At 45.0% G+C, this 24,952-nt stretch carries 20 protein-coding genes; 8 read left to right on the top strand and 12 right to left on the bottom strand.

Annotated elements, in window-relative coordinates:
• Nucleotides 1-141: 141 nt before the first annotated feature.
• The gene (locus QUA54_RS04170; RefSeq protein WP_333413479.1) at nt 142-591 is read right to left on the bottom strand and encodes a hypothetical protein; all 450 of its coding nucleotides are present in this window, start codon (nt 589-591) and stop codon (nt 142-144) included.
• Nucleotides 592-956: 365 nt separating this feature from the next.
• Here QUA54_RS04170 and QUA54_RS04175 point away from each other — a divergent pair, with 365 nt between their 5' ends.
• From QUA54_RS04175 to QUA54_RS04185, 3 genes are all read left to right on the top strand, one after another.
• Nucleotides 957-2,381 (top strand): aspartate ammonia-lyase, encoded by a 1,425-nt coding sequence (locus QUA54_RS04175; protein WP_333413481.1) that lies wholly within the window; start codon nt 957-959, stop codon nt 2,379-2,381.
• Between the two features lie 172 nt (nt 2,382-2,553).
• Nucleotides 2,554-2,880, top strand: a complete 327-nt coding sequence (locus QUA54_RS04180; protein ID WP_172190955.1) for a hypothetical protein — start codon at nt 2,554-2,556, stop codon at nt 2,878-2,880.
• A gap of 125 nt (nt 2,881-3,005) precedes the next feature.
• A complete protein-coding gene (locus QUA54_RS04185) occupies nt 3,006-3,965 on the top strand; it encodes a DUF362 domain-containing protein (protein ID WP_333413482.1) in 960 nt (319 codons plus the stop codon).
• A gap of 140 nt (nt 3,966-4,105) precedes the next feature.
• On the opposite strand, the gene QUA54_RS04190 is transcribed toward QUA54_RS04185, so the two are convergent.
• From QUA54_RS04190 to QUA54_RS04215, 6 genes are all read right to left on the bottom strand, one after another.
• Complete coding sequence (locus QUA54_RS04190; protein WP_333413484.1) at nt 4,106-4,258, bottom strand: hypothetical protein; 153 nt, start codon at nt 4,256-4,258, stop codon at nt 4,106-4,108.
• A gap of 476 nt (nt 4,259-4,734) precedes the next feature.
• On the bottom strand, nt 4,735-5,580 hold the full coding sequence (locus QUA54_RS04195; protein WP_246276971.1) for a WecB/TagA/CpsF family glycosyltransferase: 846 nt from the start codon (nt 5,578-5,580) through the stop codon (nt 4,735-4,737).
• A 75-nt stretch (nt 5,581-5,655) separates the two neighbouring features.
• On the bottom strand, nt 5,656-6,738 hold the full coding sequence (locus QUA54_RS04200; RefSeq protein ID WP_333190622.1) for an NAD-dependent epimerase/dehydratase family protein: 1,083 nt from the start codon (nt 6,736-6,738) through the stop codon (nt 5,656-5,658).
• Between the two features lie 59 nt (nt 6,739-6,797).
• Nucleotides 6,798-8,027: a glycosyltransferase gene (locus tag QUA54_RS04205; RefSeq protein ID WP_333413487.1), complete on the bottom strand. Its 1,230-nt coding sequence runs from the start codon at nt 8,025-8,027 to the stop codon at nt 6,798-6,800.
• A gap of 115 nt (nt 8,028-8,142) precedes the next feature.
• On the bottom strand, nt 8,143-9,300 hold the full coding sequence (locus tag QUA54_RS04210) for a glycosyltransferase family 4 protein (protein WP_333413489.1): 1,158 nt from the start codon (nt 9,298-9,300) through the stop codon (nt 8,143-8,145).
• 1 nt (nt 9,301) lies between these two features.
• A complete protein-coding gene (locus tag QUA54_RS04215) occupies nt 9,302-10,210 on the bottom strand; it encodes a glycosyltransferase family 2 protein (protein ID WP_333413492.1) in 909 nt (302 codons plus the stop codon).
• A gap of 620 nt (nt 10,211-10,830) precedes the next feature.
• Here QUA54_RS04215 and QUA54_RS04220 point away from each other — a divergent pair.
• The gene (locus QUA54_RS04220) at nt 10,831-11,541 is read left to right on the top strand and encodes a glycosyltransferase family 2 protein (RefSeq protein ID WP_333413493.1); all 711 of its coding nucleotides are present in this window, start codon (nt 10,831-10,833) and stop codon (nt 11,539-11,541) included.
• A gap of 13 nt (nt 11,542-11,554) precedes the next feature.
• Nucleotides 11,555-12,256, top strand: a complete 702-nt coding sequence (locus QUA54_RS04225) for a CatB-related O-acetyltransferase (protein WP_333413496.1) — start codon at nt 11,555-11,557, stop codon at nt 12,254-12,256.
• A gap of 39 nt (nt 12,257-12,295) precedes the next feature.
• Here the strand turns inward: QUA54_RS04225 and QUA54_RS04230 are convergent, their stop codons facing one another.
• From QUA54_RS04230 to QUA54_RS04240, 3 genes are all read right to left on the bottom strand, one after another.
• Nucleotides 12,296-13,492, bottom strand: coding sequence for a hypothetical protein (locus QUA54_RS04230; RefSeq protein ID WP_333413498.1), 1,197 nt, complete (start codon nt 13,490-13,492; stop codon nt 12,296-12,298).
• A complete protein-coding gene (locus QUA54_RS04235) occupies nt 13,489-14,826 on the bottom strand; it encodes a flippase (RefSeq protein WP_333413500.1) in 1,338 nt (445 codons plus the stop codon). Before QUA54_RS04235 ends, QUA54_RS04230 begins: the two co-directional genes overlap by 4 nt.
• A 130-nt stretch (nt 14,827-14,956) precedes the next feature.
• Nucleotides 14,957-16,375 (bottom strand): O-antigen ligase family protein, encoded by a 1,419-nt coding sequence (locus QUA54_RS04240; RefSeq protein WP_333413501.1) that lies wholly within the window; start codon nt 16,373-16,375, stop codon nt 14,957-14,959.
• 205 nt (nt 16,376-16,580) lie between these two features.
• On the opposite strand from QUA54_RS04240, the gene QUA54_RS04245 reads away from it, so the two are divergent.
• From QUA54_RS04245 to QUA54_RS04255, 3 genes are all read left to right on the top strand, one after another.
• Entirely contained in the window at nt 16,581-18,053 is a 1,473-nt protein-coding gene (locus QUA54_RS04245; RefSeq protein ID WP_333413502.1) for a polysaccharide biosynthesis/export family protein, read from the top strand.
• Between the two features lie 134 nt (nt 18,054-18,187).
• A complete protein-coding gene (locus QUA54_RS04250; RefSeq protein WP_333413503.1) occupies nt 18,188-20,521 on the top strand; it encodes a polysaccharide biosynthesis tyrosine autokinase in 2,334 nt (777 codons plus the stop codon).
• 309 nt (nt 20,522-20,830) lie between these two features.
• The gene (locus QUA54_RS04255; RefSeq protein ID WP_039886668.1) at nt 20,831-21,196 is read left to right on the top strand and encodes a response regulator transcription factor; all 366 of its coding nucleotides are present in this window, start codon (nt 20,831-20,833) and stop codon (nt 21,194-21,196) included.
• Between the two features lie 73 nt (nt 21,197-21,269).
• Here the strand turns inward: QUA54_RS04255 and QUA54_RS04260 are convergent, their stop codons facing one another.
• Both QUA54_RS04260 and QUA54_RS04265 read right to left on the bottom strand, forming a co-directional pair.
• Nucleotides 21,270-21,767 (bottom strand): hypothetical protein, encoded by a 498-nt coding sequence (locus tag QUA54_RS04260; protein ID WP_333413504.1) that lies wholly within the window; start codon nt 21,765-21,767, stop codon nt 21,270-21,272.
• A 124-nt stretch (nt 21,768-21,891) separates the two neighbouring features.
• Nucleotides 21,892-24,810, bottom strand: a complete 2,919-nt coding sequence (locus QUA54_RS04265) for a response regulator (RefSeq protein ID WP_333413505.1) — start codon at nt 24,808-24,810, stop codon at nt 21,892-21,894.
• Nucleotides 24,811-24,952 lie beyond the last annotated feature (142 nt).

The following is a 24,952-nucleotide window of genomic DNA, read 5'->3' on the forward strand; positions in this document are numbered from 1 at the left end:
CAGACGCGATTTTTATCCGATTAAGTACAAAAGTAGGCTATCTAAAAAACTCGGAATTACACAACTACTCTAGAACGTAGAGTGCGCCGCTACCCACAATCCCCAAGCAGCTTGAATATCTCGTGACCACGGACCATACAATTAGTCGATCGAAACTGACAGAGTGTAACTGGCGCCTCCTCGTTCTGTACCGACGACTATCTGATATTTTCCTGTCTGCGGCAATTCTCCAGACCAGCTTTTTTCTCCTTCAGCTACGGCGTTTGTATTGGGAGCGACCACCTTAAAAACAGCATTTCCCTCAACTGATTGGATCTCAACATTCATGGTTTGACCTTCTTTGGCGCTAATCAGATAAATCATGACTTCGCCGCGCGCTACTCCTCCTTTTACTTCCGCTGAACTAGCACCGCGCTTAAACTGAATCTCCTGCGGTTGCTGACTCATTAAAATCGCCGGTTTTTCCGGGATGGCTGCGGTGGGAACAATGCGGGATATAGCCTTTACTGAAGCCGGAAAAATCGCAGAGGCACATAAGCCGATTATCAAAGTATTTAGCGAGTGTTTGAAACTTTTTGCTGGTTTGTTCATGGCTTTGAAAACTCTTGGAAAATGGTTTATTTTTATAATTGTAGCCAAGTCGATCTGGATTGTCCAATTTTATATTTACATTTTTAAATTCTAGAATTTATCTAGATTATCTACTATTTAAATAATCACTTTGGATATTTTAAATTGCTGATTTAATAAAAATTAAAATATCGAGCGCAGTTGCACGATTTTAGGGAAATAATCTTAAATTAAGATTTGAGCTTTGAGATTTAACTCGGACTGTGAGATAATTATTTACAATCGTGACTTTTGTTTTACTGGGCCCGCCAGGGCGGTAAAACAACAGTGGCAGTCAGCATTGTTAAAAAAAATTCCCAATTCCCAATCATCACAAACAAGGCGATATGAGCGAACACCCAACCATCAGCTACCGCACCGAAAGCGACTCGATGGGAGACAAACAAATCCCATCTAATGTCTACTACGGCATCCAAACTCTAAGGGCTATTGAAAATTTCCCGATTAGCGGCATTAAGCCTTTATCAACATACGTTGATGCTTGTGTTTTAATTAAAAAAGCAACGGCGATCGCCAATGGCGAACTCGGCTGCATTCCAGAAGACATCAGTCAAGCAATTGTCCAAGCAGCAGAAGAAATCCTAGCGGGCACATTGCGCGACCAATTTGTAGTTGATGTCTACCAAGCCGGGGCTGGAACTTCTCACCACATGAATGTTAATGAAGTTCTTTCAAATCGCGCTTTGGAAATTATGGGCGAGGAAAAAGGCAACTACAAGCGCGTCAGTCCTAACGATCATGTAAACTACGGTCAATCAACAAATGATGTGATTCCGACGGCGATTCGGATCGGCGGATTGTTAGCGTTAGAAAAGACTCTTTTTCCGGCTTTGTCGGAGGCCGTAGTTGCCCTAGAAAACAAAGCAGAAGAATTCAAAGATATTGTAAAATCCGGCCGCACTCATATGCAAGATGCTGTGCCTGTTCGACTCGGCGATACCTTCGGCGCTTGGGCGCAAATTCTCAGAGAACATACCTTGAGAATTGACAGGGCATCCGATGATTTGACATCTCTGGGATTGGGGGGAAGTGCGGCAGGAACAGGCTTAAATACTCACCCTGAATACTGTCAAAAAGTTGCTGAAATTCTCTCCGAATTAATCGACCACCCCCTGAAACCAGCAAGGCATTTAATGGCAGCTATGCAGAGTATGGCACCGTTTGTAAATGTCTCCGGTACACTGCGAAATCTCGCTCAAGATTGCGTTAAAATGTCCCACGACTTGCGTTTGATGGACTCAGGGCCGAAAACGGGTTTGAAAGAAATTCAACTGCCTCCCGTGCAACCCGGTTCGTCAATTATGCCGGGGAAATACAATCCTGTGATGGCAGAAATGACATCGATGGTTTGTTTTCAAGTTATGGGTTACGATAGCGCGATCGCCCTGGCAGCCCAAGCGGGACAATTAGAATTGAACGTGATGATGCCCCTGATTGCCTACAATCTCATTCACAGCATCGAAATTTTGGGCAATACCATCAGCGCGCTGACTACACAATGCCTCGCCAAAATTGAAGCTAAGGGCGATCGGTGTCTCGCTTATGCTGAAGGCAGTCTCGCCCTTGTTACCGCCCTCAACACTCACATCGGCTATCTCAACGCCGCCGCTGTCGCTAAAGAATCTTTAGAAACCGGCAAATCTTTGCGGCAAATTGTGCTAGAAAGGGGTTTAATGAGTGCAGAAGACTTGGCAAAAGTTCTAGATTTAGAAAAAATGAGTGCGATGCCGGCATCTTCTGCTAACGCTTAGGATCTCGAAGCTATCAGCTAGAAACTAGAAGGCTGAAATTGATTGAATTCTGCATTCTGCCTTCTGAGTTGTGCCTAACGGCTGTCACAGGTTAAAGTTAAAGAATTCAGAATTCAATCTTTTACATTTAATTCTGAATTTTTTTATAGTCTAAAGTTTGGGAGCAAGATTTATGCGCGCAGGTTCTTTTGGCAAATTAACTCAAGATAAAGAGAACACGACTCAAGTGACATTTCATTATGTGGAAGGTCACACCGAAACCTTTACTATTCCGATGCCTGCACAAGAATTCCAAGACGAAGTGCTGCATTTGTTAAACCAACCTTGGTTGACTTTCCATTTAGCCGATCAAACGGTTTTTATCTGTACTGCCCGGTTGGTGAAAGTTGAAGTTAAACCTGCTATCCCTGAACTGCAAGGTCAAGGAGTATTCTCTAACTCGCTGCGAGTTAGTACCATGCAGCGGGCTGCTGCTGGTAGATTGGCGATGGATACTTAGGACTCATTTGTATTGAGATTATTCTTGGTAAGGTGCGCGCGGATCGCCCTGCTTAGGGCGATCCGTGCGTGCGTTACATTGAGATTATTCCCCATCGATAACCAATTACAAATTAATTCATAATTATGTCTGTTGTTAGTTTAATTCGCGCCAATTCATACGATCGCCAAATTTTGCAAACATCTTTAGAAAGTTTGCTCGCACCCTTGGGCGGAATCTCGGCTTTTGTCAAATCGGGCGATCGGGTTTTACTCAAACCCAATCTCCTCACCGGTTCTCGCCCTACCAAAGAATGTGTCACCCGCCCGGAATTGGTTTACTGTGTGGCTAAAATGGTCATTGAAGCGGGAGGAAAACCATTTTTAGGTGATAGTCCAGCTTTTGGTAGCGCAATGGGTGTAGCCAAAGCCAACGGTTATTTGCCGCTGTTGGAAGAACTGAATTTGCCAGTAGTTGAGTTTCAAGGAAAACGCTACGAAACTGTCAGCGAAGATTTCAATCATCTGCGAATTTGCAAAGAAGCAATGGAAGCAGATGTAGTGATTAATTTGCCCAAACTCAAATCTCACGTTCAATTAACGGTGACAATGGGCGTGAAAAATTTGTTCGGCTGCGTCCCCGGCAAAATGAAGGCTTGGTGGCACATGGAAGCTGGCAAAGATAGCGCCAGATTCGGTGAAATGCTGGTAGAAACTGCCCGAGCAATTAACCCAAATTTGACGATTTTGGATGCAATTATCGGTCACGAAGGTAACGGGCCAAGCGGCGGCGAACCTAAGTTTTTGGGAATTTTGGGCGCTTCTGATGATGTGTTTGCCTTGGACAGAACTTTAGTTGAAATTATTAATGCCGATCCGGCGGCGGTTCCGACTGTAGCTGCGGCGATGAGATTGGGACTTTGCTCGAATTTAGAGGCGATTGATTTTCCGCTTTTGCAACCGGAAACTCTCAAGGTTTTGGATTGGAAGCTGCCCGAAAGTATGATGCCGATCGACTTTGGTATGCCGCGGGTAATTAAGTCTACTTTCAGGCATTTTTATATCCGGTTTATCAAAGAACGGATGGCTGCTTACGCTGGCAAATAATTAGACTCGACTTATCCCCAAACTTGAAAGTCCGCCTGCGCGGACTTTCAATACCAATAAGCAATCTCAAATAAAAAGTGAAATTTTATGCGCTCGCCTCAAATCCATCGATCGATCTGTTAAACTAAAATCTTGCACGTCTACTGGAAAGTTATCGCCAACAAAAACCTAGTGGCTTTGCTGAGCTGTTCCCCTTCTTTAGCCTTAATGCTCTTAGCTGTCAATTCCCTTAATCCTAGCCACCCAATTTCCCAAAATAGAAGCATTGAACCCAATGGCGAAATCCCAGTCATTCGATTTTAGATTTTAGATTTTAGATTTTCGATTGACCCCACGGATAAATTCGGGGGCTTGAGGATTTTAGATTTTAGATTTTGGATTGATTCCACGGATAAATCACGTGGCGGGTACCATCAAGAAATTCTTGGTCAATCCAGGAATAAATCAAGACAAAAGCCAATCCTCTCTGCCATAAATCAACTCTGACAAAATAAGAAACCTCGCCACGATAACTTTAGGGTGCGACTACACTGGCTGTCGAGAGCAAACCATCAAAATCATACAACAAGGACGGCTGACGCTTTTTCTGTTACCTAGACAGTAGTTACAAAACAAGCAACACATAAGTCATAGAAAACACCCTATTAATTCGAGATCCCAATCATCACCAGCTTAAACTCGAAAGTCAAAATAATTATTTATTATTCCTACTTTGGGCTTTAAACTTTTTATTTGTGAAAACTGACCATTCACCACAGCTCTTAAAATTTCAACCATACAATACTTCTTCCACAGGCGGCGTGGCATCTGTGGGGTCGAACTGTTTGATTTTCAAAGCTTGCAACAAAAACAGCCATATATAAAGCGGATTCAAAAAAACATAGCGCTGCCAAAGGCGCTTGGGTTCCTTAATCATCCGAAACAGCCATTCCAAACCTATCTTAGATAAAAACTCAGGAGCTTTAGCCAAATTACCCGCATGAAAATCGTAAGCAGCACCTACAGCAATCAGCGGCATTGATAAGTCGTCCCGGTATTCGTAAGCCCAGACTTCTTGTCGCGGACATCCCAAACCGACAAAAGTAATTGCTGCACCGCTGTTGCGGATTTGCTGCGCAATTTCTTGTTTTTCTTGGGCCGAAACCTGCCTAAATTTAGAAGGCTGAGTTCCAGCTATAATTAACTTGGGAAAACGTTGGCAAAGATTGTAAGATAAAGCTTCCAGCACAGAAGCTTGAGAGCCGTACAAATAGATAGATAATCCTTCTTCTGCGGCACGTTCGCAGATTTGTAACATCGCATTCGGGCCGCAAACTCGATCGGGCAATTCCGTGTGGTAGAGCCAATTTAACGCCCACCTGACCGGCTGTCCGTCTGGCAATACTAAGTCAATGTGATTGATCCGATAGCGATGAGTGCTGTCAAGAACCCCAGTCATTACACCGTGAACCGCTAGAGCCGAAACTGACATTGGTTTTCCGGCGCTGGCTGCTGCAATAATTTTGCTAACAGCCGCTTCATAATTAACGGCATTTACTAATATGCCGAGCACATTCTTTTTCCCTTTATCAATCATGGAAGACCTCTTTAAGCCAACGCTCGCCGTTACACTCATAAATCTCCTGTAGGATTTCTTTAACTTTGTATTCCATCGTTTCCCAAAATTGCCAGCACATTCTTTTTTCTCAGCTCAACCATCCGACCCTTCTTTCAGCCAACGCTCGCGGTTACATTCATAAATCTCTTGTAGGATTTGTTTAACGTTATATTTCATTTTCCAGTTAGGATAGTGACTGGAAAATTTTGAATTGTCGCTAATCCACCAAATGTGATCGCCAATGCGATTCCCTTCAGCATAAGTCCAATTAAATTTGCGTTCCGCAATTGCCTCGCACATCTGGATTGCTTCTAACATCGAACAATTGCTGTATCTGCCTCCTCCAGTATTATAAACTTGGGCGCTTCTGGGAGCCTTATAAAATTCATAAAATGCCGAAATTAAATCAGCGCTATGAATGTTATCGCGGACTTGTTTGCCTTTGTAGCCAAACACGGTGTAAGGAGTTCCCGTCACGGCGCACTTCATCAAGTATGCGAGGAAGCCGTGCAATTGAGCTCCCGAGTGATTGGGACCCGTCAGGCAGCCTCCGCGAAAACAAGCGGTGTTCATATTAAAATACCGACCGTATTCTTGAACTAAAATGTCAGCAGCTACCTTAGAAGCACCAAACAAACTGTGCAGGCACTGGTCGATTGACATATCTTCCCGAATGCCGCTTTCGTAAGTGTGACCCGCTTCAATTTCCCATCTGTGTTCTAATTCAATTAAAGGCAATTTATTTGGCGTATCGCCGTATACTTTATTAGTAGAAGTGAAAATGAAAACCGCTTTAGGACAGTACAAGCGAGTTACTTCTAGAAGATTGAGAGTGCCGTTGGCATTGACGGTAAAATCTATTTTCGGAGCACGGGAAGCCCAATCATGGCTGGGTTGGGCTGCTGTGTGAATTACTAATTCGATCGACTCGCCGTACCGCTGAAAGATATTGGTAATCGCTTCATAGTCGCGAATGTCCACATCTAAGTGATAATACTTGGTACCCAAGGACTTTTCGAGCAGTTGGCGATTCCAGTTTGTAGAACCATCAGCACCAAAAAAGAACTGGCGCATATTATTGTCGATGCCAACTATCTCTAAGCCTTGTTTGGCAAAGAACTTACAAGCCTCAGAGCCAATTAAACCCGCAGAGCCAGTAATGATTGCAACGCCCACGTTTCACCGCCTGAAAAAATATAGTTTTCTTTGTTTTGCCCGATCGAACAAATCAGAAGTTATTCTGATTTTCCCTCGAATACATCTTCGCACAATTGGGCAAAGAATTTACCTTTGATATTCCAATCATAGATTTCCCTGACGCGGGTTTGACCCGCTCGACCCAAGCGCGATCGCAATTCACTATCCTGGGCTAAACACACTATAGCTTCTGCTAGACCTAGCACAGCGCGATCGGGTTCAGTAGCAGCCACTTTAATGCCCGTTTGGGCGGTCACTTGAGTAGCTGGGCCGCCCAAATCCAAACAAATCGTCGGACGGCCAACCCCCATCATTTCCGTGCAGACAAAACCGCCAGAGTCATGCAAACTCGGATGGAGGAGAACGTGAGACTCCCCCATTTTAGAAAGAGTTTCAGTGCGAGATAAAGTTCCCCAAAAAAATACTTTATTTGCCAGTCCCAATTCTGTTGCCAAAGCTTCCAAACGCTGCCTTTCCGGGCCGTCTCCCACAATCCAGTATTCCGATTTTTCCAGCTTTGCCTCCGCAAATGCACGGAGTCCCAAGTGCACCCCTTTCCAGTGTAAGAGACGACCGACACTGATGAATCTAATTGGTTGCTCCGGCGGGATAGGAAATTGCTCTAGTTCTTGAATTTCCTGCTGCGATAAACCGACTTGGGAGAAAATCTTCACGTTTTTTGCTTTGAGAAATCGCAGTCTGGCGGCGGTTTCTTCCGTAGTTGCCAGCGCCACGGCACTGCGGCGCGCCGTCAGCCCCACAAACGGATCGCGTTCTCCTACGCTTTGAGCCAATGCTCGCAGCGTTTCGTAAATTTTGCCCCGACGGCTAAAATCTTGCCAAAAAGGCTTTGGTGCTGCTTCTGCACCTCCTACAGGCCCCCAAATAAAAGGATGCGGCAACAGCGCCAGGAAACTTGGAGACCAATGTTTGACATAAGTTACGTGATGTACTATGTCAAAACCGATTTCGCGATCGAGCTTACGAGCGATAAAATAAGCCCAGATTTGCCACAAATAGTAGTGAAGTTGCAGCAATCCTTGTTTCCCCTTCCAATCTTCGCTCCACCCAAACGGATCGAAATAAACAAAGTGCAGGTTTGGCACTGGGTTCCGCTCTAGTTCTGCTTCAATGTACGATCGACAAAACGTGCGAGTAAATACCCAACTTTCGTGATGTTTAGCAGATTGGATAACGGTATTCCATCCTACTCCCTCTTCAGAGCCGAGATTTGGTTCGCAAGCAAACGCAGATAATAAAACTTTCATTGCTAATTGCTAATTGGTAATGGCTAATTTTTCCCGATTCCCTATCCCCTATTCCCTCCATCCGTTAAATTCCTTACAAAATTCCTTACAAAATCCATTGCCCAACTTCCTTCACCTACTTCTCCATCAAGAAAGATGTAACTTCGACGTAAGCTTTCGCGGCTGTTTCCGGAGTTTTTTGAGAAATTATCTGTCGTGAACGCTCTCCCATGGATTTAATCAAATCAGGATTATCTAGAAAACTTTGCATTTTATCCGCTAACTCTTTAGCACCCCTAGGATCGAAAATATAACCGTTCTCGCCTGACACAATTAACTCACAGGAAGCTGCACCATTTGAACACAATACTGGTTTTCCAAACACCATCGCTTCGGGTACAACCATACCCCAGACATCCTCAAAAGTAGGAAACACAAAAATATCAGCTTGCTGAAAATAAGCACCTAAATTTCCATATTCCACCCATCCCGCCCACGTTACTTGCTCTTCAAAATTGCACTCTTTAATAAATGTTTCCAGTTCTTTCCGCTGATCTCCCTTGCCAATAATCAACAGCGAATAATCAACATAACCTTGATTTTTAAGAATAGCGCAAGCTTCTAAAAGCGTTTGAATTCCCTTTCTCGCCGTGATGCGCCCTACATACAGAAAAATCGGGCGTTTCAACTGCAAGTTGGGGGGCTGAGTTTGATCTAATCGTTTCAGCAAAGCTCCCGCATCAGGTACGAGATAGGTTCGGGTAAAAATTTTATCCTCCGGTACGTTTAGAACTTCCATCAGATATTTTTTACCTGCATTGCTATTGGCAACAAAAGCATCGGCAAACCGCACAAGGATGCGGCGCACAAATGTCCTAAAACTGGAATCTCGAAAGTCGGTATTTGGGGAACTACCATCGTAAATAATCGCAATTTTCCACCTCAGTAGCGGTTTTAAGAACGCAACAATTACAGTCCACAAAGAGAAAGCTTGGGGAAAGACCACATGAGGTCTAAATTTTAGCAAATAGCCGATAATACTAGGCGATACTACAATGAATCCGCGATCGTATCCTGTTTCTATCTTTTCCGTCTCGACAAATTTAGTCTCCCCTACTAACTGAATTGCCGAAGATCCCGGCAGGGTCGGATCGAACCCAGACCAAACACGACCAGTATAAAATACAGTATTCTTAAAAATTTTTGTAAATTCCCTCAAAACAGGCTGCCAGTAGGCTCCCAGTTCCACTTCCGGGACAAGCCAAGCAATGCGGAGTTCATTTCTATCAACCATCCTATTCACCTTGAGTTTTGTTTTTAGTCAATCCCAATTTACTCAACACTGAAAGCCAAACTAACCTTCGATAAGGTAGCAGCCAATAAATTGGCCACAACAAGCCACCATGCCGCTGAGTAAATACTTTCCATTCTTCAGGCGGTTGCAGGGTCGCATCTTTAAAGGATAAACCTTTCGGCGTGCTCATTTTATCTAACCCTTCGCTCAAATTTTTTGCGGCAGTTTTTGTCACCTGTGGGTTGAGGGAACAAGTTCCTAAATGACCGGGAGCAATCCAAACTGTACATCCTTTCTGTCTCGCTCGTAAACCATAATCCCAATCGCCAATATAATGGACAAAAGCAGGATTTAGGTTGCCCACAAGTTGGACGACCTTGCGAGGAAGTAGAACGCAGTTGCCATGTATTGTGCTACAAAGTAGAGCTTCTTGAGTTGGTTCTACAAGGCGGTACCGGAAGGGAAGAATGGGGTGGTCTCGCACCACACCACCGTAAGTAGTTTTACCCGTTTGGGGATCGCAGGTAGAACCGGAGACGATGGCTTTTGTTTCTCCTTTTTGAGCGAGTTGGTTGCTGGTTGTTAATAAGGTTTTAAGGGCTTCTGGATACATAATTGTATCGTCGTTCAGCCAAAGGTAGTAGTCGGGATCGTCTTTCATGGCTTCGGTGAAAGCAAAGCGCATTCCGCCGTTCCAGAATAAATTGCCATCCCCATGAAAAATCTTCACTTGAGGGTAGGCTTGGTGAACTGCTTCGCTGGTACCGTCGGTACTGGCATCATCGACTATATAGGCGGAAATATCTACATTGGCTGGAAGTGCCTGGTTAAAAAGAGCCTCTAAGCAAGCTAATGTTTTCTGTTTGCGGTTGAAGCAAGTTAAAAGGACGGCGATATTAGTACGGTTCATTCTTCCCTGTTTGGCGGTTTTTAACGATAGGTAAGGCTAAAAATAACAGTGTTTTATTTAGCCACTCGCTCGGCGGTTGCAACCGCCGCTATAAGAACGAAATTAGGGCTTACGCAGTCGCTCGCCCACCTTTCACAAAAGGTCTTTAAGAGTGCCCCACTTGGCGAAGGGGGTCGGGGTATCAATGTTTGAGAGTTTAAGAGCGTCAGTCCTAGAAGTCGGTCTGGCTCAACTATTTCTGTATTATAGTTGACCTGCGAACTTTTTGGTGATAAATTGGAATTTAGAACTTAAGTTAACAGGCCAACACTGCCAGCTTCCTAGCACATTTATAATGAGTTCTACTAAGCAAAAATATTTATAATCGTTGGAGTTGAACAGTTTAAATGCCACATTCGCAGATAATAACTCCCATTGTTTTCGTTGTTTTCAATCGAGTTGATTCTACTGAAAAAGTCTTCGAGGCGATTCGACAAGTTAAACCGCCTAAGCTGTTAGTAATTGCTGACGGCCCTCGTGCCAACAAACCTGGTGAAGCTGAAAAGTGCGCCGCTGTACGTGCAATTATCGATCGGGTCGATTGGGACTGTGAAGTTCTGAAAAATTATTCAGAGATTAATTTGGGTTGCAAAGCTCGCATTTCTAGCGGTTTCGACTGGGTATTTAATACCGTAGAGGAAGCAATTATTCTCGAAGATGACTGTTTGCCACACCCGAGCTTCTTCCCTTTTTGTGAACAGTTATTAGAGCATTACCGAGATGACAAACGGATTATGTCAATCAGCGGTGTAAATTTCCAATTTGGGAGAAAAAGAACAGAAGACAGTTACTATTTTTCGCGTTTTAGTAACTGTTGGGGATGGGCGACTTGGCGCAGAGCATGGCAATACTATGATGTTGACATGAAGTTATGGCCTCAACTTCGGGAAGCAGGTTTTCTTGAAAATTTATTAGCTAATCCTCAATCTGTAAAAGTTTGGGATAGTGCTTTTCAAGTTTCCTATGATGGAACTGTCAACAATTGGTTTTTTAGATGGCTTTTTACTTGTTGGGTTCAAAATGGACTTGCTATTATTCCAGAAAAAAATTTAATTTCTAATATTGGATTTGGCAGTCAAGCCACCCATACTTCACAAGAAGATAGTATATACAGTAATATGCCAACGGCAGCAATGACCTTTCCTTTAAGGCATCCCAACCACGCGATCCGAAATTTTGTAGCGGATCAATACACTCAAGATACATTTTATGATTATCATCCCGCATTAATCAGGCGTATTAAGAAAAAAATAAATAAGTTATGTGGCAGCACAATATTTAACCTTGAATAAGTAATTAGTAACCATGTCTAAACTCTCAACATTTCTCAGTTCTATACTCAAAAATCCGATCACTGAATATCTGCGATTTTTAGTCAATTGGTGGAAAAACAAGTTTAAGTATAATAATTTTTATCAAGACTATATGGCTTTGGTTACCAATTCAACTATCAGTCACAATGTTAGTGTGTCGAGTCGCGTAGCCATAGAAGATTCTGTCATTGGTTCTTACACTTATGTGCGCGAGAATACCCGAATTTTCAATGGTGTTGTCGGCAATTTTTGTTCGATTGGGCCAAACTGCATCATTCGCTTAGGCGTACATCCTGTGGGAAATTTTGTTTCAAGCCATCCGATATTTTATTCGCCCAAGATGCTAGTAGGGACAACCTTTGTAGACCAAAAATATTTTGAAGAAGAGGAAAAAACTGTCCATATCGGCAATGATGTTTGGCTTGGCTCAAATGTTATTGTTCTAGATGGTGTAACTATTGGTGATGGAGCCATCATCGCAGCTGGAGCCGTTGTCACAAAAGATGTGCCACCTTATGCTATATGTGGAGGAATTCCCGCCAAACTTATTCGCTATAGGTTTGATGAACAAAAGATTGATTTTCTGCTGAAGTTTAAGTGGTGGGACAAGGATGAACAATGGTTGAGAAAAAATGTCAAAGACTTTCACAACATTGACAAGTTCATCCATATTTATAACACGGAAAATAGTTGAATGCTAGCGGATTCGGTATTATGTCTAATTAGCCGGACGTTATATAACATCAGCAGTCATCTGGGATTTAAATTTAGACCACTTGAGAACCATCACAGCCGCTATGAATGCCAGTGTATCATTGCTCGTCTGATACGGCAAAAATCTATAGCGAAAACTAGCAATTCTAGGGTCGCTTTCTTGGTATAAAATATCTTGGGCAAAGTTTCCCCACCGCTCATCTATCAAATCAATTGTCATACCAGCATGAGCAGAGGGTAGCAACATATTGGAGCCGTGAAGACCAATTATTAAGCGGCTCTCTGAATAAAGGTGGCAAATCTCCTTTTCAATTTTTTCATTAAAACTATCCACCCTGTAATCTTCAATCCATTCTGGAAACTTAGTTTTTGTCCCCAGACCAGCCACTGCAAATTTTGCTTCTGGTACTTGCAACCTGATCTTCTCAAATAACTGCTGAATTTTTAAATTTTGCAATGGCAGTGACATTGCTCGTCGATCTATTTTTCTAAGCACTCGGAACAGCAAACGGTTAACTAATAAACGATCTTCCCGCCAAATAAAAGTAATTTTTATTTTTTCTGGCTCAAAGTTATGTTTGGGAACTCTAGTAAACCGCGTGATGTCGAACTGACTGGGATGAGAATGAGCTTCGCTGACATAAATTTCATCAAAGCGTTTAGTTTCTTCTTCCACAAACTCGGCGAAACTGGGATAGTAATTCTGGCCATTTTTTAAAGAAATAGGTACTGTCCAGATTTCTGCAACTTCATCGGGAACCATCCACCTTAAGAACTTAGGAACTATCACAACTAACCCGTAGTCCGAGTTGCATTCTAAGTGCCTTTGTGCATTTAGCAACTTGAGCAAGGAGTGACCATAAAGATGATCGATACAGTTTAAGATAATTACCCGATTGCAGGGTTTAAAAATTTCTTTTACAATCTCAAGTTTTTCGGGTTGAGGATTTTGGAGTGAATTGAGTAAGGGTTTGCCTAACCATTCCTTTTTGTAAGTATCTGCTGCAAAAACTTCTCTTTTTATTAAATTAACTTGGATGTAGTTTTTTACTCCATGACCTACTCTCAAATCGTCGATTATTTCGCTGCAGCATCCCTCGCACTTAGAGTCCAGAACAATGTGGATACCTTGCCACAGAACACTTTTGGGCTTAAGTTCGGTTCCGCAATAGGGGCAATTCGAGCGCTGTTGAATGCTTGGTTTAATTTCAATCACTGTATCAATCCTCTGATTCTACGAGCTGCTTCGTATAAGTTGAGAGAGCGCCAGATAAATTTTCCAAAAGGTCGCAATTCCTTAATCAAGAAATTGACTAATATAATCACGTAAAAATAAGTTATCAGAGTAGCAGCAGTTGCTCCAAAAGCTCCATACTTAGGAATCAGGAACAAGTTCAACCCTACATTTAAAATAGAACCGACCACAGTTAAGTAAAGACCGTAGCGCAACTGACCCTCGATGGTAAAGTATGTGTTCCGGGCTACTCCAAAGTTACTGCCAAATTGCGTCCAAACATAGATTGCTAGTACCGCTGCTGACTTCGCATACTCTTCCCCGTAAAGCCGATTCACGATCAACGGAGACAATAATGAGATGGGGATTGCCACTCCCAACCATAAAAATATCATAAGATCTGAATAAACTTGAAATTTATTTAGATATTCTTGATAATTGTTTTTTCTCAAATTTGCTAACTTCGGAAAAATAGAGCTTGATATGATCATCGGTAAGAAATCGCAGATTTCCGCAATTTTAACAGCGGCAGCATAATATCCCAGTTCAGCATTTTTATTCATAGCTCCGAGCATAATCTGATCGGTTTTCGAGTAGACATACACTGCCAATCCTGACACAATTATCGGCCAACTCTCCACTAGCAGTTCCTTGGACCGTCCCCAATTGAATTGCCAATCCTTAATCTTATTGCCAGTAAGCTGATAAAAATATACATAAGCCATGCCTACCATTGCCACCTCTGCCAATCGAATGCAGGCGAAAGCAAGCAGGGGGGCTTTAATTGCCACCAACCCAATTCTGAGAGCAGCGACGAAAAAACATACCGAATTTTTCGCCAATACTGTATACTTTGATTGGACTTGGGACTGAAACCAAAAATTTATCGCCTCAAAAGCATTAAAAATAGTTCCGGCCGCGATGATGCCCACTAGCCAGCGAGTCAAACTGTCATTCGGCTTAAGTAGGGAAATCACGGTGACAGTTAACACCAGAGTAATCAGACCGCCAATAAATTGCAGTCCGAAGGAAGTTCCGAGGGTCTCATTTTTGCATTCAGGGTTGCGAGCGATATCGCGAATGACGATTCTGCCCAACCCCATTGAGGCTACCGCACTAAATAGAGATACAAAGGCGAGGGCGTAGTTGAGCAAGCCATATTGCTCCGGGCCTAGATAGCGAGCCACCCACAGGCCTACGACTAAACCCAGACCCATCTGTAAGATTTGGTCAGTGAACAGCCAAGCTATGTTGCTTATTACCTGGCGCAGACCAGGCCCAAGTTTTTGACTTACCGCAGCTAGCTTATCTAACATCAGAAGATTTTAAGTGTTTAGAAAATATAAAGGCGGTTGTGGAACGCTTGGCTATGCAGCAAAATTAGACTCGTTAGATAATATTATAGCACAGCTTGGCACATCAGCGATATTCCCAACGAACCTTACTTCAGTGGACATTACGAGCTACAGAACGCCTTGGAGGGTTGCTGCTACTGTTGGAAGTGTTACTAGCATTGTCTATGGCAAGTCGAACTGTCAACATTACATAACTCAGCCAAGCATTTCCGGTTGTCACGATATAAGCTTCTGTGATGTTGCTCATAATAATAGACACCAGGAAACAAATAGGCATTCCCGCTTCTTCCACGGTGCTACGACTCAAATACCGAACGGCATAAGCCAAATTAAGAAGCAGAGAAATCATCATTAAGATTAATCCGGGCCAACCGAAGGCTAACAAGATCCCGATCGCGCCATTGTGAGGATTTTTCGGTTGAAATCCATTAGGAGTATAAATAAAATAAGCAGGAGTAGCGGAACCTAACTTATCTTGTTGAAAAAATCCATTGTATCCGTAGCCAAACCAGGGGCGCTGGTTGACCGCATGAATTAACTGCGGCCAGAATTCAGTCCGCCCAGTTAGAGTCAAGTCCTTGCCTAACCCACCTACAATAATATCCTCTAGGTTGTCTAGTACAAAAACTGTCATAATTATGCTGACCACCAGGAAACATATAATAGCAGTAAATGCCCACTGAAAACTTAACTTTTTAAGAAAGCTTAGCGAGGACACTGCAATTATTAATATGATAGTAATCACTAGAGCCGAGCCCGACTTATTAGCCCTCACGAGGTAAAATGAAAATAACATCATTCCCAAAGAAATCCAGCGTTCTTTGTTAGTTTTAGCTCCTTGAGAATAATGCAAATACCAAAATGCCGTACATAAAGCTAGAACTCCCCCGAGGGAATTTTTAGATTGCGTAAGACCGACAAAATCGCCTGCTCCCGGTGGTTTGAGTATAAAACTAGCCAAAGCCAGTGCCGTGTATCCCCACCGCCAAAAACGAGATAGATCATCCCATTTATATTGCGCGGCTAAGTAAAATCCGAAAGCAGTAAATCCTGAAAAAGCTAAGCCTGCTCTTAGCGTTTCTTCAGGAACTAGAGACCATAATGTAGACAGTGATGGCAGTAATGTATAAAGTAAAAAGAAAGGATTAACGAGCAATACTTTGGCAAACAAATCTATAAAGTTGCTACCAAAAGCTTTAATTCTAGAAAATAGAATTAATAGTATCCACGGATAAAAAAAATAAGGTAGCAATTTTAGAATACCGCCTTCTGGGTCTTGCAAATTAACAAAATGCAAGTAGTTAAAAGGAGTTTGTGTTAGAAACGGAGAGATAAAAATATAAAGACTAGCAAAGCTTTTTTCAAAAGCCACACCTATTTTTTTAATGCTGGCCAATTGAAATAATAGCAAAGTCGCGATCGCGAGTATAGCAATTACCATCAATGTTAATGAATAATTACCTAAAATCAGCTCTTTCAGCATATTCGGTATAGACACTGGTTGAGTCATAATTGCTTTCCTTTATTAAAAACAAGCTCAAGTTATCTAGATATAAAATATAGCCGTAAACCCGGAAATACGCTAACACAGAAATTAGCCATAAAGCAAAAATACAGCATTATTTTTTCGGCTATAGCTTAAAATAATGAGCTTTTTGCCCAGCACTAAAAAGGCTAAACTTATATAAATCATAGTGAATAAAATTAGGTGGCTTATGGTTAACACCCATTTTCCAAGACATATTGCCCCATCGGTTGTGGGTCTGGTCTTGTTTGCTTCCACAGTCATCGCTGACCCCAGAAGCACCCCGGCACAACTGCCCATCCCGCTAAGCGCAGACCAAGCCCAGACCGTTGCACCCGTTAGGCGATCGCCCGAAAGCTACAAACTAGGAGGCGGCGATCGCATCCAAGTAGAAATACTCGAAGTACCCGAACTCAGCCGCGGCTACGAAGTCCTTTCCGACGGTTCAGTCAACCTGCCCCTGATCGGTTTGGTCTCGATCCGCGGTCGCACATTAGTAGAAGCCACCAACCTCATCCGCAACGCCTACCGCCGCGTCCTCAAAGACCCCATCGTCACAGTCAGCCTCGTCGCCGCCCGCCCCCTCAACGTCGGCGTCATCGGAGAAGTCACCAGGCCCGGAAACTTCACCATCACCCTAACTCCTGGCCCGGGAGCCTCACCGAGTGTCCAGTACCCCACCGTCACCCAAGCGATCAGACTCGCAGAAGGCGTCACGGGTGTCGCGGACATCCGCAACATCCGCGTCCGCCGTCCCCAACGAGACGGCCCCGATCAAGTGCTCAACGTCAACCTGTGGAAATTCTTGCAAGAAGGAGACATCTCTCAAGACATCATTTTGCAAGACAGAGACACAATCGTGATTCCCACAGTCGCCAACTTCAACCAAGCAGAAGCTCGTCAATTTGCGACGGCCAACTTTTCGCCACCCCCAGAAAAACCTCGATCGATCTCCATCGTTGGCCAAGTCACCCGCCCAGGGGCTTACGTCGTCATCGGCGGCAACACCACAAACGACCTCAGCCGCGAAGGTTTCCCCACCGTCATCCGGGCCATTCAGCTAGCCGGCGGCATCACCTCCGATGCCGACATCCGGCAAATCCAAGTGCGGCGCGTCACCAGAAGAGGCGAACAAATTATCCCAGTCAACCTGTGGCAGTTTCTAGAATCCGGCGACGGCGCTCAAGATACCATCCTCCAGGAGGGAGACACGATCATCGTGCCCAAAGCTGCGATCGTCAACCCCGCAGAAGCTGGCGTGCTCGCTACCACTAACTTTGCTCCCACCGGCATTAACGTTTATGTAGTAGGAGAACTCAGAACATCCCTCGATCCCTTGAGACTCCCAGCTAATGCCACGCTGAATCAAGCTTTAATTTCCAGAGGATTTTTTGGGTACGAGAATACCAGAGCTAGAAGAGATAGAGTTGAGCTAGTCCGCCTCAATACCGACGGTACAGCTACTAAACGGACGATCGAAGTCAATTTAACTCAAGGAATTAACGAAGAAACCAATCCTCAACTTCGCAACAACGACATGATTATCGTATCTCGCAGGGGTCTCGTCAATTTTGTCGATCGCCTCAACGCTGTAATCGGGCCTGTCGGGCCAGCTACGGGAGTGTTAAATTTTATAAACGTTTTCCGATTTTTATTTAGGTAAGAACGCGGCTGGTGAGGTGGATAATTCTTGGCAAGGCTAGAATAAATTAAAAAATAAGATGCCCCAGTAGCGACGCGGCCGCTTCACAAATATCAACCTCAAAAATATCAACCTCAAAAATACGCAGACTGAATATGGATAGCAGACAAGATTACCAACCCTTCACACCTAAATCAAACGGCAAACTGCCGGATTCCTCGGCTCAGAACTACAGAGATAACTTCGTCGAGGAGACAGAGGAAGAAAAGCTAGACTTGTCCTGGCTGTTAGGCGTGGTACGCCGCCGCTTCCTGGTGATGGCAGCAGCCACCATTGCTTTGAGCGCCCTCGCAGGAACAGCAATCCTCGCCACTTCTAAAAGCATAACTGTTGACTATGAAGGCTCTTTTTCCCTGTTAGTAGAACCAGCAACGGCTGAAGGTTTGCAATCCAAACAATTAAACAACACCCAAGCGGCTGACTTAGCAAGAATTAATATAGAAGGAATTAGCTTAGTAGACTACGAAACCCAAATTAGGATTTTGCGCAGTCCCAAAATGATGCAGCCAGTGATTAAGGAATTGCGAGTTGCTTATCCCAAGATCAACTATAGTGAACTGCTATCAAAAATGTCTATCAGCCGCATCAGCTACACAAAAGATGGCAAACAACAAGGCACAAAAATTTTACAAGTTCGCTACAAAGATTCAGACCCTAAAAAAATTTACGGCGTATTGGATAAAATTTCTAAAGCTTATCTAGAGTACAGCTTGCAACAACGGCTGACGGGCATTAATCAAGGCATTAATTTTATAGATATGGAGATGCCCAAGCTCCGACAAAGAGTGGAAGTTCTGCAACTGCAAGTCCAAAGACTGCGGCAGCAGAGCAACTTGTTTGAGCCTCAGCTAGAGGGAAAATCACTGTCTGAACAAGTTCAAAGCATTCGGGGCAAGCAAGTAGAAATCCGACTACAGCTAAAAGGGATGCGCAACCTCTACCAAAGCTATGAAAAATTACTCAACGAAAATAATCCCCAGGGGTTGCTGATGACCCAAGGACAAGCTTACGGCGGACTCTTAGGTCAAATTCAGAAAATAGACACCGAATTGTCAATGAAATTAGCTCAGTACAGAGAAGACAGTTTGCCTGTTTTAGCGCTGCGAAAAAGTCGGGAAGAGCTGATGTTAACCGCCACTAAACAAGCAAAAGAAGTGGTGATGGGAACTTTAGAAACCCAAATCAAAGAAATTGAAGCGCGCGATCGCGAAATGACTGCTTTGCAAAATGATCTGAACCAAAAAATTAGAAACTTTTCAGTGACAACCCGACAATACGACAATTTACAGCGGGAACTGCAAGTAGTTACTAAAAGTTTGTCGGACTTCTTGGCAAAACGAGAAGCCTTGCGGATCGATGCGGCTCAGCAGCAAGTACCCTGGGTGCTGATCAATCCTCCGGAAATTCCCCTAGATAAATTCGGTAGGTATATAACAGCTACCGTCAAACAAACCAAAAAACAGTTAGCGCTGGCAGTAATTTTAAGCGGTCTGCTGGGCATAGCAGTCGGCTTGCTCGTAGAGATGCTAAATACTGTTTTCCACACTCCAGAATCACTGAGAATGGCCACAAGATTGCCGATACTAGGGGTGATTCCGTTTACCAAAAAAGTCAAGCGCCGACCGCCAGCGAGACCGAGGAAACTAACATCGGCTCGATCGAACTCGAAAGTGGAAGTTGTCGAACCGCGCGAAGCTCAACGTACTCCTCCAATGCTCGGGCCAAGTATTTTGAGCGACTTGGACTATCAATTTTTAGAAGCATTTCGATCGCTCTACACGAACATTCACTTGCTCAGTGCAGGCAGGCCGATTCGATCGCTGTTAGTCGGCTCTGCCGTAGCCGGAGACGGCAAATCTACAGTAGCTTTGCACCTGGCCGCCACCGCAGCAGCAGTCGGACAGCGAGTATTGTTAGTAGATGCAGATTTGCGCTGCCCGCAACTGCACGCTAAGTTAGGACTGCCAAACGTGCGCGGGCTTAGCGATGCCATCTCCACAGACCTCAGCCTCAACGACGCGATTCAGCGAGCCCCGAACCAAGACAATTTGTTCGTACTCACCGCCGGCCAAATCCCCCCCGATCCGATCAAGCTTCTTTCTTCCAAAAAAATGCACTATTTGATGGAGCAATTTCAAGCATTTTTTGACTTAGTGATTTATGACACCCCGCCACTAGCCGGCTTGGCAGACACCCACTTGATCGCAGCTCACACAGACGGTACGATTATGGTTGTCCAAATTGGGCAAACAGACCGATCGCAAGTTCGCAAAGTTTTAGAAGAATTAAAAATTTCTGGAGCTTCCGTCTTGGGAATCGTTGCTAACGGCTGCAAAAACACCGGTCACAGCTACCGCCAGCGCCCGGTCGTTTTAGAGACGCTCTACGACCAAAAACTATCTGCTTTAGGTACGAAAAATCCTAATTAGACAAATGTTGATGCAGGCGACCGAGCGCCACCGTTCTCAACCGGAAACCCACAACCAAGCTACACCCTCATTTTTGGATAAAAGTACCATTTGAGAAAGAAAATGATAGACTAACGGACAGAGCCTCGTGTGTCAACCGAGATTGCGCGGATCTTTAATTTTGCGATAATTACTCAGACAATGATTGAGAAATCAGCAAAAGTGGGTAAACTACATCTAGCAGAGCGCAATCTCAATCAGGAAAAGACACCTTTGAAGGTAAACGTTAATGTAAACGTTTCAACCCAGAAACTTGGTAGGGATTATTCTATGAGTACAGTTATGGTTGTTGATGATAGCGTCACTCTGCGGGAGATGATCGCCGACTTGCTCAAAGGTAGAGGGCTCAACGTCACGGTAGCGAGTGATGGCGTAGAAGCTCTAGAGCAAATCAAGGCTAACCGCCCAGATTTAGTCGTTCTGGATATCGTGATGCCCCGGATGAACGGCTACGAAGTCTGTCGCCGGCTCAAAAGCGACCCTAAAACCCAAAATTTGCCGGTGGTAATGTGTTCGAGCAAAAGCGAAGAGTTCGATCGCTACTGGGGAATGAAACAAGGAGCCGACGCTTACATCGCCAAGCCATTTCACCCTCAAGAATTGGTCGGCACTATTAAGCAACTGCTGCGGGGTTGAGGTAGAGGAATAGGGACAGGAAAAAGGAAAAAAATTGTCTTGAGTGCTTCTTATTTCTGTTCCCGCAGCCTCTCTAAACTACTCGATTGACAATAGTCCAAACATCCCCGTCCGATCTCACGTAGGGAACAGAAATACTCTTAAAACCAGTAATAAAAGGCTTGTAATAAACCTGCCAGTAGCTGGGGCTAATTTGGTCGGCGATGGCTTTGAGTCCCTTCACTTCCGCCGCCAGTTCCGCCGCCAGTTCGTTAATCCGTTCCGCGTGTCCCTGAGCGAGCGCTCTTCCTTCTTCAACTTGCTGCTCCATCGGAGTGATTCTTTGCAAGTTTACCGACTGCTGCTGTTTCTGATTAAGTTGAGCAGACAGAGCAACGATCGCATCATCAATCCCCTTGACTTCTGCCGACACTTGTGCTGTTTCCCTCGCGTGACGGCGGTAAGCATCGGCGATCGCTTGGGGCGAATCCCCAGCGGGGACGATCGCGGTATTGCTAAGCTGCTGGCGTTCCCGGCGCAATTCCTCAATCTGAGAGTAAATTGCCTCTATGTCTGTCTGAAGTTTGTCCACTTAATTACCGTGGTTTTTGGATATCTTAGCATATTAACCCGAACTAATAAAGTGTTACACCTAATCGAGAAACCAGTCTCAAAGCAGGGCACAATTACCAATTCCTAATTATTAATTGAGTTTTTTATGTTGTTAGCGCTTGCTGCCTGAACTGGACTATAGTCTCTACCAAAACCTCGGGTGCAACAGGTTTAGACAGATGCCGATCGAAACCCGCAGCAAAAGCACGATCGCGGTCTTCATCCCTAGCATAAGCCGTCAGAGCGATCGCCCAAAATTTCTCTCCCTTGATGTTCAAAGAGCGCAGCCTTCGTAGCAGCGAATAGCCATCTTCCTCCGGCATTCCGATATCGGTGACCAAAACATCCGGCCCGAACTGCGAAGCCACCTCAAACGCCTCAGCAGCAGACGATGCAGCCCTAACTTTGGCCCCGGAATCTGCCAAGACAAACCTCATAAATTCCCGCGAATCAACCTCGTCATCAACCAGCAAAACCTTAACTCCCAGTAAATTACCAGCGCCAGCCAAAACCGGCGAGGAAGCGCCGGCGATCGAATTTACCTGCATCGAAGGGAGACGGAAAGTAAAAGTCGATCCCATATCCAGTCCCGGACTCTGGGCCCAAACCGTGCCGCCGTGGAGTTCCACCAACTGCCGGACGATCGCCAGACCCAACCCCAAACCGCTATAATTGCGAGTAATCGCAGCATCCGCTTGCCGGAAAGACTCAAACACGTAAGGCAAAAAATTCGCAGCCACCCCAATTCCCGTGTCGGTAACAGCCAGCTCAACCTCCGAATCAACTCGCTTCAGCCGGATATCAACTCGCCCCCCGGGCGGCGTAAACTTAATCGCATTCGTCAGCAAATTCCAAATCACTTGCTGCAAGCGGCCGGGGTCTCCTGATACCCAAAATTTCGGATTTAACTGAGATTTAGGATTGCCAGAAACCTCCCCGGGTTCGGAAAATTCAGCAGTCTCCAAGCCCAAATCTACAATTGCAAACCGCAAATCGATCGACTTAGCATCGGCGGCCAGCCGCACCGTATTCACGGCTCCTTCCACCATCGAAATCATATTTACCGTACAAGGATTCAAAGTCAACTTGCCGCGAATAATTCTCGAAATATCCAGCAAATCATCAATCAATTGAGTTTGCAATTTAGCATTTCGCTCGATCGTTTCCAAAGCCCGCCCAGTAGCAGCCGGACTGAAACGGCGCTGCCGCAGCAGTTGCGCCCAGCCCAAAATCGCGTTTAAGGGCGATCGCAGCTCGTGAGAAAGAGTTGCCAAAAACTCATCTTTCATGCGGTTTGCCTGCTGAGATTCCTCGTAAAGCCGGGCATTATCGATCGCCCCCGACACCGCCTGAGCCAACTGCATTAAAATACTTTGGTCATCTTCGGCAAACTCCCCCTCGTACTTGTCGGACAACTGAATCAATCCCAGATTTCTGCCGTCCCGAGTCGTCAGCGGTACGGCCAGCCAGCCGCGCATCGGCGGGTGCTTGCCCGCAGCCTTGCCGAACCCCCGCCAGGCCGGGTGAGCCTCTAACTCGCTTTGAGTCATGCGCATCGCCCGTTGATGCTGGCAAACTTCCTGGTAAACGCCCGTACCGTCTGGCGCTTCGCAGTAATCTTGCCACGCGGCGTATTTTTCTGACATGGAAAACTTGCTCATTCCCGCATCCCAGTTAGTGGAAGGGTTGAGGTTGACCGCTACCTGGTGGACTTCTAGAATTTGGCGGGCGCTATCTGCTGCTAAATGAAGTATTTCTGCCACCGACAGCGTGGAGTTGATGGCAACTGACGCGCAGGTTAACTTTTGCAGGCGGCGCAAATACGATTGCTCGCGCGCCAACGCCCGCTCGCGGTCGTATTCTAACTGTTTGCGATCCGTAATGTCGATCGCCACGCCGAAGAGCCGAAAGGGTCTGCCGGATGCGTCAAAAACCACCCGCCCTTTGTCGTGAAGCCAAATCACTGAGCCGTCGGGTCGCATTTGGCGGTATTCCGACTCGTAAACTCCCGTCCCGCTGAGTGCGGCATCCACATCTGCCAAAAAGGTTTCGCGGTCTTCTGGATGCACCGCATTCTTTTTTTGCTCAAAAGTACCGCAGGTGCTGTCTGGGCCCAAACCAATCTGGGTTGCGGTATTGGACGAACGGCGGACTTCCCCCGATGCCACATCCCAGGTAAAAGCCATGGTGTTAGCTGCTTCTAGGGCAAAGCGCAAATTTTCCTCGCTTTCTTGCACCCTGGCTTCCGATAATTTGCGATCGGTAATATCCCAAACCACGCCGCTCGATCGTACCGATTTACCGGTATCATCATCAAAAAACTTGCCCCTACTCGCGATCCAGTGCAAGCTGCCGTCGGGCCAAATGACTCTAAATTCGTATTGGTATTCTATTTTGTTTTCTAAAGCAAAGGCAACAGCCCGGGCGATCGAAGCCTGGTCATCCGGGTGAATGCAGGCAAAAAACGCTTCGTAAGTTCCCCCAAAACTGCCTTTTTCCAACCCCAATAACACTTCGTGTCCCTCAGACCAAACGACCTCGCCATTTAATAAATTCCAATCCCAATTTCCCATTTTCGAGGCTTCGATCGCCAACCTCAGCCTTTCCTCCGAAATTGCCAACTGCGCCGACGTTTTCGCGTAGTTCTCGCGCAACTGCTGTTTTTTCAAGCTTTCGCCCACTGCCCCGGCCAGCCGCTTGAAGTGCCGCCCTTTGAATACGTAATCGCTTAAACCCGCTTTCATCGCTTCGACTGCCACTTGTTCGCTGCCGCTGTCAGTACACATAATTACCGGACAATTTGGGTAGCGGCTTTGAACTTTTTGGAGAATAGTTAATCCGTCGCTCCAGTGCAGTTGGTAATCGGTAATTACTATGTCAAAACCCCCGGCGGTCAGGGCTTGTTCGAGAGTTGGGATATCAATAACCGACTTAATTTCTAAATCGGTAAAAGTTTTCCTCAGTTCTCGATCTATCATCAGGCGATCGTTCGGGTTGTCGTCGATTAACAGAATAGACAGCATTGGGCTTTTACTTTTTGTATGGGCGCAAACAATCTTTAATCTAAGAATATGTTATTAAGCAATCTCGATCATTTGAATATTTACTTGGCTAGGTAATTAGACTTGCAAATAAGTTGATTGTATTTGCTTTTATTTTATTATA

Origin of the sequence: Microcoleus sp. MOSTC5 (genome assembly GCF_036701825.1) — a bacterium.
Classification (GTDB): Bacteria; Cyanobacteriota; Cyanobacteriia; order Cyanobacteriales; family Microcoleaceae; genus Microcoleus; species Microcoleus asticus.

Coding starts and splice junctions, on each gene's coding strand:
- QUA54_RS04215 (WP_333413492.1), bottom strand. CDS start 10,210: ATGAACCGTACTAATATCGCCGTCCTTTTAACTTGCTTCAACCGCAAA.
- QUA54_RS04170 (WP_333413479.1), bottom strand. CDS start 591: ATGAACAAACCAGCAAAAAGTTTCAAACACTCGCTAAATACTTTGATA.
- QUA54_RS04180 (WP_172190955.1), top strand. CDS start 2,554: ATGCGCGCAGGTTCTTTTGGCAAATTAACTCAAGATAAAGAGAACACG.
- QUA54_RS04210 (WP_333413489.1), bottom strand. CDS start 9,300: ATGGTTGATAGAAATGAACTCCGCATTGCTTGGCTTGTCCCGGAAGTG.
- QUA54_RS04235 (WP_333413500.1), bottom strand. CDS start 14,826: ATGTTAGATAAGCTAGCTGCGGTAAGTCAAAAACTTGGGCCTGGTCTG.
- QUA54_RS04205 (WP_333413487.1), bottom strand. CDS start 8,027: ATGAAAGTTTTATTATCTGCGTTTGCTTGCGAACCAAATCTCGGCTCT.
- QUA54_RS04245 (WP_333413502.1), top strand. CDS start 16,581: ATGGTTAACACCCATTTTCCAAGACATATTGCCCCATCGGTTGTGGGT.
- QUA54_RS04265 (WP_333413505.1), bottom strand. CDS start 24,810: ATGCTGTCTATTCTGTTAATCGACGACAACCCGAACGATCGCCTGATG.
- QUA54_RS04195 (WP_246276971.1), bottom strand. CDS start 5,580: ATGAGTGTAACGGCGAGCGTTGGCTTAAAGAGGTCTTCCATGATTGAT.
- QUA54_RS04225 (WP_333413496.1), top strand. CDS start 11,555: ATGTCTAAACTCTCAACATTTCTCAGTTCTATACTCAAAAATCCGATC.
- QUA54_RS04250 (WP_333413503.1), top strand. CDS start 18,188: ATGGATAGCAGACAAGATTACCAACCCTTCACACCTAAATCAAACGGC.
- QUA54_RS04255 (WP_039886668.1), top strand. CDS start 20,831: ATGAGTACAGTTATGGTTGTTGATGATAGCGTCACTCTGCGGGAGATG.
- QUA54_RS04175 (WP_333413481.1), top strand. CDS start 957: ATGAGCGAACACCCAACCATCAGCTACCGCACCGAAAGCGACTCGATG.
- QUA54_RS04190 (WP_333413484.1), bottom strand. CDS start 4,258: ATGACTGGGATTTCGCCATTGGGTTCAATGCTTCTATTTTGGGAAATT.
- QUA54_RS04185 (WP_333413482.1), top strand. CDS start 3,006: ATGTCTGTTGTTAGTTTAATTCGCGCCAATTCATACGATCGCCAAATT.
- QUA54_RS04240 (WP_333413501.1), bottom strand. CDS start 16,375: ATGACTCAACCAGTGTCTATACCGAATATGCTGAAAGAGCTGATTTTA.